Here is a 14,365-nt window from a genome sequence, read left to right as displayed (position 1 = left end):
TCACGCCTCCACCGCTGCATTGGCAGCAATCTCTATTTCTCGATTCTTAATTATTACAGCTACAGCCCTCTCGCCCATGTTTGCCACCACAACTGTATCTTTTGAGGCTTTTACACATAATTTTTGCCCCAGATAATACATATTAAATTCAATCTTCTCCATTTCCGCTGGCAATCTAGGATTGATGTGTAATTTTTCTCCTATCATTCTAACTCCCGCAAATCCATATATGATACACTGCCACACCCCGCCATACGATGCCGCGTGAACTCCCTCGTCACACGAATGCTTTTCTTGGCCTATATCAATAAGCAACGCTCGCTTAAACAATTCATATCCATATCTCTCATACCCTATGTCATTTGCCAAAATAGCGTAAGTACTTAAACTCAGCGATGAATCATGCAAACAAAACGCCTCGTAATAATCAAAGTTCGCCTTCTTAATTTCGTCTGCCCATCTTTCTCCAAATAACAAAAACAACACCATAACATCTGCTTGCTTCGATACTTTCAGTTTACTAATTTGCTCCATTCCATAATCTTTTGCTATGCTAGCAACCAGCTCGGCCTGCCTATATTTAGTTAGATCTATTTCTTCTAAGCTTCTATAGGTTCTGTCTTGGTCTATTATTAGCTCTGCATCTGGAACAGGCACATAAATACGCTCTGCTCGCTCTCTAATTGTTTCTATTACTGCTCCAATCGAGATTTTTTCGTCCAATCTAGCAAGCAGCTCGGGGTCTTTAGCCAACAAATCATTATAACTGCGACACGCATACTCCATATTCCACTTTGCCAAATAGTTTGTATACGCATTATCATCAACATGCTCGGTGTATTCATCCGGACCTATAACATCATTGATATGGTACTTTCCATCTGCATACTCCAATCTCGAATTCCAAAATTTTGCTGTCTCCATTATAATTTCGTAGCCATATGAATTCATAAATTCTTGGTCTGCTGTAAAATTATTATACAAATACACTCCATACGCAACATCCGCTACGATGTGTATCTCGATATCTCCCGTTATAACTTTTAGTTGATCGCCCGTATAAACATCCACACCATTATACTTTGGAGTTACTTCACCATCTTTGGGATTTGCTGCCTCCCAAGGGAACATCGCACCTTCAAATCCGTTCTCCTCCGCCTTACGCCTCGCTCCCTCCAATCCCAAATATCTATATTCCAACAGCTTTCTAGCCACTGCAGGGTTTTGCACTATAAATCTTGGCAACAAAAAGACTTCTGTATCCCAAAATGTATGCCCCTTATAACCTTCTCCCGACAGCCCCTTTGCACCTATATTCATTCTATTGTCATGGGCTGGTGTCATCACAAACATATGATACATAGCGTAGTTGATCCCCAGCTGAGCTATTGCCTCGCTCGATGTTATCTTAATGTAATCCCGCTCCCAAAGCTTTGCCGCCAAAACTTCAACACTCTCTTCTAGCAGCTTAAAGTATCCTACAGCCATCTTTTGTGCCAAAATTTTATACGAGGCGCAAGGCTCATCGCATCGCACTTCATCCGCATCATTGGAGGTGTAATAACTTATATATTTTTCTATCGCTACAACACTCCCCGCCGCAACATCCAAGTTATACTGCGCCGAAATCGTTCTCCTCGACATTTTAGGTGCTGGCACCAAATCCAATTCTGCGTCATCTACAAAAATCTTATGACTTGCATTTACATAAATATCTATTTTCGATTGATTTGTCACCAAATGTGTATATGCAAATTTCTTTTCATAAAACCTACGTACATTTTCTATCAGATGGCATTCTCCCGAATTAGTCGCACGGTTATCGATACCCGAGAGCACAACAATCTGCGCCGCTTTTTTCATTGCCGTAATCTCAACGCGCGACACTGCAATATGAACATCTGCTGCCGATACAAAACGTCTCATCACAAATCTAAATTCATTCTCTTCGGTTTTATATGCAAACGTTCTGGTTAGCTCCCCCGTTTTTAAGTTCAAGATTTTGCTATAATTTTCCACGTTATTTTCTGCCAAGAAAAATCTCTTGCCATCAATTAATAGCTCCATCGAAAACGCGTCCGAGATGTTTGGTAATTCTGTAACTTCATTTTCCATTGCGATATTAAACGTACCAGCAATTAGCGTTGTTGCAACTTTTTTAGGATACGCTTCTTCCGCATAGCCACGTATACACATATAGCCATTGCCCTGACACATAATAGATTCCGTTTTTCCTAAACTCATCTCATCGAAGCTATCTTCACATATCAAAAAATTTTCGAATTCTTCTACGCCCTTATCATATACTATCACTTTAACACCTCACCACAATATTGTAATCTGCCGAATTTTTATTTACAGCAACTGTTACCGCACCATTTTTTCTTTTAATCGTTATATCAATTATACAGTCACCCACTTGCAAATTTTTTATTGCTATCTCATTTAACGCCACAGGCAAATTGGGCTCAATAGTTATTGATCTATTTGGCGCATCTGCTGTTAATCCCACGATATATTTCATAAACACATGGTGGATCCCATACCCTGACCAAAATTGCATAAAGCATCCATCATCTGGCAATATCTCACTTATTGCTGCAGGCATATCTACATACATACTTTCTGCCAAACATTTTAGCAATTCGTAGGCCTTATCAATTTGACCATTTGCCGCAAACACCTCGGCCAAGCACCCCGTGTTTATGGACATCGATTTATTTAGAGTATACACATCGTCGACTGGATCGTCTTTATCATTACACATGCAACTAATTTTCATACCATAATCGTTATAAAAATCTGGTTGCAACATCTGATCTAACCCTTCATCCTTAATATGTTGCGGCACAAACCTTTTGCTATATGGCAATATCGAAACCCAGTTTTTCAGCACCAGCGCTACCCATTCTCCGGTCGCATTCTCTAACACTTTATCAAAATATTTTTCCATTGCAGAACTAAGAGTTGGCGTATTTTTTATAGAATTCACCAAGATGTCTCGACTAGCTGCCGCTTCGTGCGGGCTACAAATGATATCTCCAAAGAATCTTTCTTCTTTATTATAAAATCTGTCCAAAACTTCTGCACACAACGCTTCTCTATCCTCGCGATACCCTTCTATCAACTCAAACCTTTGCATTTGCTCCGCCAGATATTCCATATGCTCATATGCATCAATCGTCAATATAGCAACATCAATCAACCTGCCCTCGATTCCTGCAACTTCTACTATTCCATTGCCTTTCGGACAAACCGAGTTTCCCTGAGCTTGCTCTTTTATCCACGCTATTCCCAATACGCAAAACTCAAAGATCTCTTCCAAAAATACTTTATCTGCAGTCCATTTGTAAGTTTCATATACTGCGCTTATAAATTGAGACGTCTCCTGTAAGTTTCCTTTTCCATAGACAACACCCCAAGGCGACATTTCATGTATCACACGCCCATTTCCGTTTTCTTGCCACGACAATTTTTTTAACAACCGCAACGTTTTGGCTGTCATATCATGTTGCCCTACTGCAAGGGTTCCGTATATTCCATATGTGGTATCGCACCCGAAAAACCATTGAAAGTCTGGAAACCCTGCAGTATAGCCTTCGCCTATCCCATCTATGTCTTGCACCAGCATATCATAATTTAGCTTTAGCCCTGCAAAGACTTCGTTAAACTGTTCGTCATCTGTTATCAATTCTGTTGCCTTCAGTAGTTCTTTGCGCCTAATTTTTTGTGCCGCAAAATCTGGGATCGCATTGTCATTTATAGAATCGGCATCGCTAGCGGCAGAAATATATATCGCAAATACATCTTTGAGCTCAAATTTTATTTTTACCTCCACAGCATCTCCCGCCTGAGTTACAACAATTGTCGCATCTTCAGCCAAAAATACTTTTGCGTAATATTCCTCTTTCAGATGCGCTACAGTGACGCTACTTTGGTTTTGTGCCACTACAGCCGTTGCAGCATCTCTAAAATTTACCATATCTGCAGTCCAGCATCCTTCTATTTTTAGTAGAATCTTAAACTCCACCGCTACTTTTTTTTCTGTTGCCGAAAATTCTATAGCCAATACTTTCTGGTTATCTGCGGCATTAACGGCCACTTCAAATTTGTCATATATAAATCTACTTTCACCGTCATCAAAAACGTAGGCATTCGCTATTGCAGCCTTCCCATCTACTGCAATTTCATATCCTCTCGAAAGCTTAATCGGCTGCGCAAAGATGCCCGACATTTCTCCCAATATGTGATGCCCCATTGGCTTAAACGTCCCGTCTTGCTTGCCTACTGCATAAATTTTGTTTGATGAGACAACGTAATTATCCTTGCCTAAGTTATCAGTTTTTTGAATGTGCATAAGTCCTCCCAATTATTTAATACCCGAAGTTGTAACGCCCTCTATAAAATATTTCTGACATATTAAAAATAAGATTACCATTGGAATTGATAATAGCATAGCGCCGGCCATTGTCTGATTTGGAAACGAAAAATACTGGCTATTTAGCGACGCCATCCCCACCGGCAATGTATACATATCACGCGACGTAATCAATAAATTTGGCATAAGAAAGTTGTTCCAACTTCCCATAAATGTCATAATTATAATTGTAGTAATTGCGGGTTTGGCAAGCGGCAATGCTATTTTGAAGAAAATTCCTCTGCGCGAGAGCCCATCTAATTGCGCAGCCTCCTCCAAGCTGATTGGAAACGATATAAAAAATTGGCGCATCATAAATATGTTAAATGCATTAAACAAAAACGGAATTATTAGCCCCACATACGTATTGATAAAGTTGAATTTATTTAGTAGCATATACTGTGGAATCATTGTGATTTGTCCTGGTATCATCATCAGCCCCAAAATCGTCATAAATATGATATTTTTTCCTGTAAAGTCAATTCTTGCCAACGCATATCCTGCCATTGTGCTTAAAATAACCCCCAAAAGAGTTACGCTAATGGCTATTATAAAGCTGTTAAAATACCATCTGCCTATATCATTTTTGACTATTAAGTCAACATATGTGCCAAAGCTTAGATTCGAAAAGTCAAAATTTAATTTATACGCTTCCTTGCTTGGTCTAAGCGACGTATAAAACGCCCAAAAAAAAGGAAACAACGCAATAAACGCATATCCTATCGTCAAAAAATAAAATAGCACTTTCATAGGCCTAGAAACAGTTTTATCCATTTACCTTCCTCCTTTTTGCTGGACGCTCTTCTCGCTCTTCAAATATTGATTTCTGCATAACTGTTAACGCAAAAATTATAATAAACAATCCCACCGCAACGGCAGATCCGTAGCCCAAACGATTTTCTCCAAATGCTTTATTATATAAATACAAAACCACTGTTGTCGTTGAGCCCAATGGCCCCCCGGTTCCTCCAGAAATAATAAATGCCTGATCAAACATTTGCAGCGTGCCTATCATTCCCACAATTATTACAAACATCGTTTTTTCTCTAAGCAATGGCACCGTAACGCTTAAAAATCTTCTTACACTGCTTGCTCCATCAATTGAGGCGGCCTCATATACTTCATTTGGAATATCTTGTAGCCCTGCCAAAAACACTAGCATCTGCGTTCCCACCGTCGACCATATTGCCATAATCATCGCAAGCGGCAATGCATACTTTGGCTCATTAAACCAACTCACTGCTTCAAACCCAAAAATTCCCAGAAAACGATTTGCTATACCATTCGTATTAAATAAGAACATAAACATTGCCGCAGAAGCAACTGCAGAAGTTACAGCCGGAACATAATACGCCACCCTAAAAAAAGTCTTTCCTCTAATTTTTTGATTCGCCACTGTTGCGAGCAAAAGCGCAATTGCGGTCTGAACCGGCACCACCACAATCGAATATTTCACCGTGTTATATAACGCCTGATAAAATGCAGGATCAGAAAACAATTCTTTATAATTTTCAAACAAAACCCATTCAGATTGCTCTGGTTTTAGCATGTTGTAATCTTGAAAGCTCAACATAAACGAATATATTGCAGGGCCAATTACAAAAACTAGCATCAAGATTACTATAGGAGCTACCATTATCCATCCATCAATATTTTCTTGTGTCTTCTTGTTCATACATACCTCCTTCAAAAAAATGCCACATATAGCAATCCAACTCATTGCATCTATGTAGCCTCTTAATTTTCATATTTATTGTTTAGAAAGCGCTTTATCTATATTTGCCTGTGCCGCATCGAACGCCTGCTGTACCGTACTTTTATCATCTAACAATACGCGCTCCATTGCCTTGGCCGCCTCGTCAACCACTGTCGCCGAAATTACCCCATAGTTAAATTCACTTGCAACGGGAGCTTGATCCGCAAACACCGCGCGCTCTGGCCAATTTTTCTTAAATTCCTCTAACGCAGCGTTTCGGGAAGGCATTGCTCTACCCGCATCTGCAACTACCTGTTGCTGCTCAGCTGAAGTTAAAAACTTAATTACATCTTTTGCCTCTTCTGGATAATCAGTATTTTTTGACATTGAATACGCCACTGTAAACTGCATCGATGCCGGCGTCTCTTTATACGGTATTGGAACCACGCCATAGTCCAAATCTGGCGCCAACTCCAACAAGCTATTAACCATCCAGTTGCCCTCTATAGTCATAGCAACGATCTCCGACGCAAACGCATCGCCATTCCAGCCCACACCCAATTGCTGCGGAGTCTGAGCATACCCATCTTTAATAAGCCCGATCCAATATTCATACGCTTCTATATTTTTGGGATTATTTAGAGTCGGTTTTCCATCTTTCATCATGGTTCCACCATTAGAATAAAAGAACGGCTGCGCTCTATCCAATCCATTTTGTAGAGACAAACCCACCACGCCATCTTTGGTCAGCGCCTTTGCAACAGCAGTTAAATCATCCCATGTGGTTGGTGCTTCTAAGCCTGCATCTGTAAACATCTTTTTATTATAATATAATGCCAACGTTGAGAAATCTTTTGGGATTCCATATAACGTACCATCTTGCCCCCTAAATCCATTAAGCAACGCGGGCTCGAAGTCTGCCAAATCTTCTGCAGTTAGCAAGGAATCCAACGGAGCCAACTTATTCGCATCTATAAATTGCCCCGCCTGAAATATGTCCATATAAAAAATATCTGGCTCGTTATTAGAAACCATTCGAGTTTTTAACACTTCCCAAAAATCTCCCGATACCGGCTCTATAACCAAGTTTATGTTTGGATTTTGTTCCATATAGGCTTCGATTTGTCCTGTTACGATATCCACTTCAAATGGATCCGAATATGTAGCAATAGTGAGGGTAACTCTATCGTCTTCTACTTCATCTGAGCTACACCCTATAATTGCTCCCGAGAGCGCTCCCAATAGTATTATCATTTTCAATTTTTTGTTCATCTTATTACCTCCCTAAACGTTATGGATAATTTGAAATTAGTATATTATATTTCCCAAATATTGTCAATCTTTTTCATAGATAAATTTTTCATATATATTATTTCTTATTTCACATAGATTTTTATAACATTTACACAAAATTTCTAAATGCTATCTCTCAGCTTTAACTCGCAGCTTAAGATTATCGTTGTAGTTACATAGTCTTCTCTTTTGAGAGCATCCACCAACTTTGCGGCTTCAAACCCCTTGCTATAATTATTTTGATTAATGGTGCTTAGCTTTGGAGTTGTATATCTGGATACCAAAATGTCATCAAACCCGATAACTGCGATATCCTTGGGAATCACTTTGCCCAAGCTTTGAATTGCTTCTAGACATCCAAGCGCCATATAATCGCTTATACAAAAAAAGCCGTCTAGCTGCGGATGCTTTTTCAACAATTCTAATGTTTTTTGAAATGCTACCTTTTGGCTAAAATTTGCATCAACTACATAATCTCCATTTATCGCTATCTTTTGCTTTTGCAACGCAATTCTATACCCTGCCTCTCTCTCTAAACTTACCATTGCGTGTTGGTTACCAGTTATGAGTGCAATGTTACTTTTTCCCGAGCGGAGCAATGCCTCGACGGCTAGCATCGAATAATGTGTATTATCTACCACCACACACCCCTTATTTTTTGCGGCTACCAATATATCAATGCACACTATGTTATAGCTTGTCTCCAATAAGTCTAGTAACTTTGGATCATCGTAATTAAACCCATACATTACGGCATTTTGTATTCCTTTTTCTCTAAAGAACTGCACGTACGATTGCTGACTCGATTTAATAATATAAAGCACTGTTTCATATTTGTGCTCGCTGCCAAACTGATATATTCCATTTAGTATTGCATAAAACTCGTTATACTCTTCTTCTTTTACCTTATTGTCAAATCCTTGAACCACAAATGCAATCTGATTCGAAGTGCCTGTTACCAATCTGTGCGCAACGGCATTTTTTATATATCCCATTTCATTTGCAATTGCTCTGACTCTTTGTTTCGTTTGATCGCTGACATCTTCATGACCATTTAGCGCGCGCGAAACTTGGGTAACAGATAATCCCGCTTTCTTTGCAATGTCTTTTAATGTAATCATAATTAATCCTCCCAAAATAACTAAATCGATAAATTATTCTACCTCAAAATTTTAAAAAAATCTACAAAAAAAAGACTACTCAAAAGTAGCCTTTCTCTCAAATTAATACGCAACTCCTTGCAAATACATAGCATTCGCCACTTTTAAAAATCCAGCAATGTTGGCTCCCAATACATAATTACTAGGCTCACCATATTCTTCTGCAGCTGCCTTTGCTTGCCTATGAATATTTCTCATTATTGCTTCTAATTTTTCGTCTACTTCTTCAAAAGTCCAACTTAGACGCATGCTATTTTGAGACATTTCGAGTCCCGATGTTGCCACGCCACCAGCATTAGCGGCTTTACCAGGTCCAAACAATATACCTTTTTCCAAAAATACTTCTACAGCTTGTGGAGTACAAGGCATGTTTGCACCTTCTGCAACAGCAACAACGCCGTTTGCTACCAACGCATTTGCTGCATCGCCGTCTAGCTCATTTTGTGTTGCACACGGAAGTGCAATATCACACGGGATAGTCCATATTCCACTACAACCACTTGTGTATTTGGCATCAGGTCTCTCTTTAACATACTCGCTAATGCGTTTGCGCTCAACTTCTTTAAGACGCTTTACTAATTTTAAATCCACTCCAGCAGGATCATAAATATATCCACCCGAGTCACTTAAGGCCACAACAGTCGCACCAAGTTGCGTTGCCTTTTCAGTTGCGTAGATAGCGACATTTCCAGAGCCTGAAATTACTACTACCTTTCCCGCAAAACTTTCTCCCTTAGTTTCTAACATAGCCTGTGTAAAATAGCAACACCCATAGCCCGTCGCTTCTGTTCGCACCAAAGACCCGCCATAGTTTAGACCTTTTCCTGTAAGCACTCCAGTAAACTCATTTCTAAGGCGCTTATATTGCCCAAACATAAATCCGATTTCTCTAGCACCTACACCAATATCTCCTGCAGGAACGTCGGTATCTGCTCCGATGTGTTTCGAAAGCTCTGTCATAAAACTTTGGCAAAATCTCATAATTTCTCCATCAGATTTGCCCTTAGGATCAAAGTCGCTTCCACCTTTACCGCCGCCCATTGGCAAGCCTGTCAAAGAGTTTTTAAAGATTTGTTCGAAGCCCAAGAATTTGATTACGCCAAGATTTACAGAAGGATGCAATCTCAAGCCTCCTTTATATGGTCCTATTGCACTATTAAATTGTACACGAAAACCTCTATTAACCTTAACATCTCCATTGTCGGCTACCCACGAAACTCTAAAAATGATGATACGCTCCGGTTCTACCATTCTTTCAAAAATTCCTGCTTTAACATACTCTGGATATGCCTTCGCAACCGGCTCCATACAAACTAGTACCTCCTGAACAGCTTGATGAAACTCTGGCTGGCTTGGATGATTCTTAATCACTCGATCCATTAAATCTTGCATATATTCTGTTTGTAATTTCATTTTTATCCATTGCAATAAATACGACTACTGCAATGTCACTCCCTTCTATATTTCATCTTAGGCATTACCTCCTTATTTTTTGCTAAAATATGGGTTTTTATGCACGTTATAATACAAAATTTTAATTACTCCGCATCCACGACCGCAACAGCTTCTCCTTCCACTATCGATACGTTCTCTGCTTGCTTAAGGTTTTCTCTCATCTCTAAGTCCGCAGCTATTCGAGCCATTTCTGTTTCCATTTCTGCTAGCTTGGCTTCCAATACTTTTTGTTTTTCGGCTCTTGCTATCTCCAGCAATCTCTCTTGCTCGGCCTTTTGTTCTATTGCGGCCACTCTTGCTATCTCGGCCAACCTCTCTTGCTCAGCCTTCTGTTCTATTGCGGCCACTCTCGCTATCTCGGCCAACCTCTCTTGCTCAGCCTTTTGTTCTATTGCGGCCACTCTTGCTATCTCGGCCAATCTCTCTTGCTCAGCCTTCTGTTCTATTGCGGCCACTCTCGCTATCTCGGCCAATCTCTCTTGCTCAGCCTTCTGTTCCAGTTCCACAATCTTTGCTCGCTCTGCCAATATCAACATCAACATTTCTTTTGCTCTCTCATTTCCTTTGTTGGCGGCCTTCACATACCAAGCTTCAGCTTCGACAATATCTCTCCTGGTACCATTTCCATAGTAATAGCAGTCACCCAATAACACTTGAGCATCAGTATAGCCCTGATCTGCTGCAGCTTTAAACCATCTTATTGCTTCGCTATAGTTTTGCGATATCAGATACCCATATTCTTCTCCATAATAGTAATATATTCCCAGGCTATACTGCGCCACTGCGTTTCCTTCTCCTGCAAGAATGGCGTATTCGTCGAACGCTGTTAGCGTATTGCTTTTGGCCTGGCTATATGCCTCTATTGCCGCAGCTGTCTTATTTTCTTCTCCTCGTATTATTTTATGTAACTGCGTATTACCTGCAACAACATAGCCGAAAACTCCAATCACCATAGCAACGGCCCCGGCTTTATATATACATCTAATTCTCTTTTTAACGTCTGTCTTGTTCTCTACTTTGGCTTTTGCTGGCTCATCAGATTTTGACTTCTTCGAATCTAACCCAAATTTGGCACACACGAAATACCGCACCACTCGATCGGCTTCATCGGCATTCCATCCACCATCTTCTACTAGCTGATTTGATATTTGCTGTATTTCTTCTACGCAATTAGCAGCCACCACATTATTGACCACATTCGAAACTACATGATTTTTGATACCTTTTATAATTAACTCACATTCTGGCGCTTCTGCAAAAATATCTTGCACAATTCTTTCCATTAAGTACTCATCCAAAAAAGTTTTTTCCCCATATTTCATATAAAGTTTTCTCAGTTTATGTTCTATCGTCATAGCGGTTACCTCTCTATACTTTAGTAATTTATACCTCTCCATGACTTTACTACAAAATATTAAAACATGCAACAGCCTATTATTACCACTTGGCAAAAAAAAAAGTTCAAGCGCTATGCCCGAACTCAAAATTTTTTTATTTAGATATCAGATACATTTTTCTTCAGCATTCCTATTATCACGGCACCAACAGCCGATCCCACAGCTAACGCAATTAAATATCCCAGCGGATTATCTATAACCGGCACCACGAATATTCCTCCATGCGGCGCTCTCAACGCGCATCCCAGTAGAATGCTTATCGCACCCGCAATACTAGCCCCTGTCACCGAGCCCAATATTACTCGCACTGGATCTGCCGCAGCAAAAGGAATTGCCCCCTCAGTTATAAATGAGATCCCCATTATATAGTTGGTCAGACCAGCTTCTCTCTCCTTTGTTGTAAATTTGTCTTTAAAGAATGTTGTCGCCAATGCTATCGCAAGCGGAGGAACCATCCCCCCTACCATAACGGCAGCCATTATATCGTAATTTCCAGACTCCAGCGATGCCACGCCAAACACATACGCCGCTTTATTTATAGGCCCCCCCATATCTATTGCCATCATTCCAGCAACCAAAACTCCAAGCAATATCTTACTACTAGTTCCCAGGTTATTTAAGAAGCTCGTCATATTTTCATTGATAAGTGCGACCGGCGGATTTATCAAAAACAGCATCATAACTCCCATCAAAAAAGTTCCCGCCAACGGATATATCAACGTCGGTTTTACTCCTTCGAGAGACCCAGGCAATTTGTCGCATAACTTCACTAATAGCTTCACCAAATATCCTGCCAAAAATCCAGCAACCAATGCGCCCAAAAATCCAGCACCACCTACATTAGCTAACGCGCCACCCACAAATCCTACAACAAGCGCAGGTCGTTCCCCAATGCTCATTGCTATATATCCTGCCAACACTGGCAACATAAAGTCAAACGCTGTACCGCCAATTTGCTTTAACATTGCGGCAAACGGAGTGTTCGACCCAAAGTTCGCCGGGTTAATATCATAATCATCAAACAAAAATGCCAATGCGATCAGTAATCCTCCGCCTATAACAAATGGTAACATATGCGACACACCGTTCATCAGATGCTTATAAACTTTGCGCCCCACATTTTCTTTTGCAACTTCCACATTTACATCACCAGTATGTTTATATATAGGAGCGTCTTTTGCTCGATCTATAAGTTCTCCTGCCTTATGAATTCCATCGGCAACCTTGACCATAATCAAAGGCTTCCCATCAAATCTTGCCATATCGATTTGCTTATCTGCTGCCACAATAATGCACTCCGCCTTTGAAATCTCATCAGCTGTGAGCACATTTTTTGCACCAGTAGCGCCATTAGTCTCCACCTTGCAAGTAATTCCTTTTTCTGCAGCTTTGGCAGCTAAACTCTCTGCAGCCATATAGGTGTGTGCAATTCCGGTGGGGCAAGCCGTTACTGCCAAGATTCTATACTTCGAAGAAGCGGCGGCTGGCTCTGAAACTACAAATTTTTCCTTCTCCTTTGCATCTATCAATCCTATAAACTCCTCAACCGATTCCGCCGCCAGTAATTTTTCGGCAAATCCCTCTTCCATCAATATAGTAAATAATCTAGCAAGCACGTCCAGATGAATATCGCTACCTCCCTCTGGTGCGGCAATCATAAAGAATAACTTCGCGGGCTCATCATCTAAACTATCATAATCCACTCCATCCACAACTCTTGCCACAGCCAACCCCGGCTCTGTTACTGCCTTATTTTTTGAATGCGGAACTGCAATCCCCTCGCCAACCCCTGTCGTTCCTATGGCTTCGCGCTCTAAGATGCCCTTTTTATATTCTGCTTTGTCGGTTAAATTGCCTTTCAGATACATCAAATCTATCAATTTATCTATTGCATCATCTTTGTTCGCTGCCGTCAAATTTAAATCCACACTTTCTCCGATCAAATCCACAACTCTCATGTTACTCCCCCTCCATACAACTTATAATTGTCTATAAATATTATCTATTTCGGCCTTAGTTGCCAACCCATCTGAGAACGCAGTTGCCGTCCCCGCAGCAATGCCCATCTTAAACGCCTCCTCATACGAATGCTCCTTCACATAGCCTGCAATAAATCCTGCAACCATCGAGTCGCCAGCACCCACGCTACTGACCATCTTTCCTGCAATTCCAGAATGTGTAAACACCTCGTCATCCTCAGTTAGTAGAACAGCTCCCTCATCGGCCATAGAAACCAACACATTCCTAGCCCCCAGATCTCTCAACTTTCTGGCATACTCAATCGCATCGTCTTTCGTTTTTATAGTTTCATCAAACAACTCCGCAAGTTCAATGTGATTTGGCTTAATCAGAAAAGGCCTATACTCCAACACGTTCATTAGCAGATCCTTCGTTGCATCTACCACTATTTTGGTTCCCGAATTTTGTAGCGCTTCCATCATATCTCTGTATGTCGCATCTGGCAATGATGCTGGAATCGCGCCTGCCAAAACCAAGATGTCGTCTGCCGTCAGAGTTGCTATTTTCTGATTTAGATGCAACAAATCTTCGGATGAAATAGCCGCGCCACTGCCATTTACTCCAGTCTCCGATGTCGCATCAGTTATCTTTACATTAATTCTCGAAAAGCCTTCCTTCAACTTTATGAAATCTGCAATAACACCTTCTTTAAACGTTGCCTGCTCGATATAGTCGCCCGTAAAGCCTGCAACAAATCCCAGGGCCTTGTTTGTTACACCCAGCCTGTTAAGTATAATGGATACATTAATACCTTTTCCTCCTGGCAATATGTATTCTGCTGAAGATCGATTGATTTCTCCGATTTCGAGTTGAGATAGATCCACCATATAATCTACCGACGGATTAAAAGTAATCGTATTAATCATCTTATTTCCTCCTCATCAATTTATCTATTTTTATTTTACTGTAAAACCCAGTCATTGTCAAT

10 protein-coding genes are annotated in these 14,365 nt (G+C 40.6%); all 10 read right to left on the bottom strand.

Annotated features, from left to right (window positions below; genetic code table 11):
* The 10 genes from PCY70_RS10295 to pfkB all read right to left on the bottom strand — a co-directional run bounded on the left by PCY70_RS10295 (window position 1) and on the right by pfkB (window position 14,303).
* Window positions 1-2,313, bottom strand: a complete 2,313-nt coding sequence (locus PCY70_RS10295; protein ID WP_305767290.1) for a glycoside hydrolase family 65 protein — start codon at window positions 2,311-2,313, stop codon at window positions 1-3.
* A 1-nt stretch (window position 2,314) separates the two neighbouring features.
* Window positions 2,315-4,357 (bottom strand): glucosidase family protein, encoded by a 2,043-nt coding sequence (locus PCY70_RS10290; RefSeq protein WP_305767289.1) that lies wholly within the window; start codon window positions 4,355-4,357, stop codon window positions 2,315-2,317.
* A gap of 12 nt (window positions 4,358-4,369) precedes the next feature.
* Window positions 4,370-5,191 carry a carbohydrate ABC transporter permease gene (locus tag PCY70_RS10285; RefSeq protein WP_029488325.1) on the bottom strand — a complete coding sequence of 274 codons (822 nt, stop codon included), beginning with the start codon at window positions 5,189-5,191 and terminating at the stop codon, window positions 4,370-4,372.
* The gene (locus PCY70_RS10280) at window positions 5,184-6,092 is read right to left on the bottom strand and encodes a carbohydrate ABC transporter permease (RefSeq protein WP_305767288.1); all 909 of its coding nucleotides are present in this window, start codon (window positions 6,090-6,092) and stop codon (window positions 5,184-5,186) included. The genes PCY70_RS10285 and PCY70_RS10280 overlap by 8 nt, the downstream gene beginning before the upstream one ends.
* 75 nt (window positions 6,093-6,167) lie before the next feature.
* On the bottom strand, window positions 6,168-7,385 hold the full coding sequence (locus tag PCY70_RS10275; protein WP_305767287.1) for an ABC transporter substrate-binding protein: 1,218 nt from the start codon (window positions 7,383-7,385) through the stop codon (window positions 6,168-6,170).
* A 143-nt stretch (window positions 7,386-7,528) separates the two neighbouring features.
* Entirely contained in the window at window positions 7,529-8,527 is a 999-nt protein-coding gene (locus tag PCY70_RS10270; protein WP_305767286.1) for a LacI family DNA-binding transcriptional regulator, read from the bottom strand.
* Window positions 8,528-8,629: 102 nt separating this feature from the next.
* Window positions 8,630-9,979: an NADP-specific glutamate dehydrogenase gene (gene gdhA / locus PCY70_RS10265; protein ID WP_305767285.1), complete on the bottom strand. Its 1,350-nt coding sequence runs from the start codon at window positions 9,977-9,979 to the stop codon at window positions 8,630-8,632.
* A gap of 125 nt (window positions 9,980-10,104) precedes the next feature.
* Complete coding sequence (locus PCY70_RS10260; protein WP_305767284.1) at window positions 10,105-11,304, bottom strand: tetratricopeptide repeat protein; 1,200 nt, start codon at window positions 11,302-11,304, stop codon at window positions 10,105-10,107.
* 212 nt (window positions 11,305-11,516) lie between these two features.
* A complete protein-coding gene (locus PCY70_RS10255; protein WP_305767283.1) occupies window positions 11,517-13,376 on the bottom strand; it encodes a PTS fructose transporter subunit IIABC in 1,860 nt (619 codons plus the stop codon).
* A 21-nt stretch (window positions 13,377-13,397) separates the two neighbouring features.
* Window positions 13,398-14,303, bottom strand: coding sequence for a 1-phosphofructokinase (gene pfkB / locus PCY70_RS10250; protein ID WP_305767282.1), 906 nt, complete (start codon window positions 14,301-14,303; stop codon window positions 13,398-13,400).
* Window positions 14,304-14,365 lie beyond the last annotated feature (62 nt).

Source organism: Candidatus Epulonipiscium viviparus (assembly GCF_030708075.1).
Taxonomy (GTDB): Bacteria; Bacillota; Clostridia; order Lachnospirales; family Cellulosilyticaceae; genus Epulonipiscioides; species Epulonipiscioides viviparus.
The sequence above is the reverse complement of the archived record's forward strand: the minus strand, read 5'-3'. Positions and strand labels throughout refer to the sequence as shown.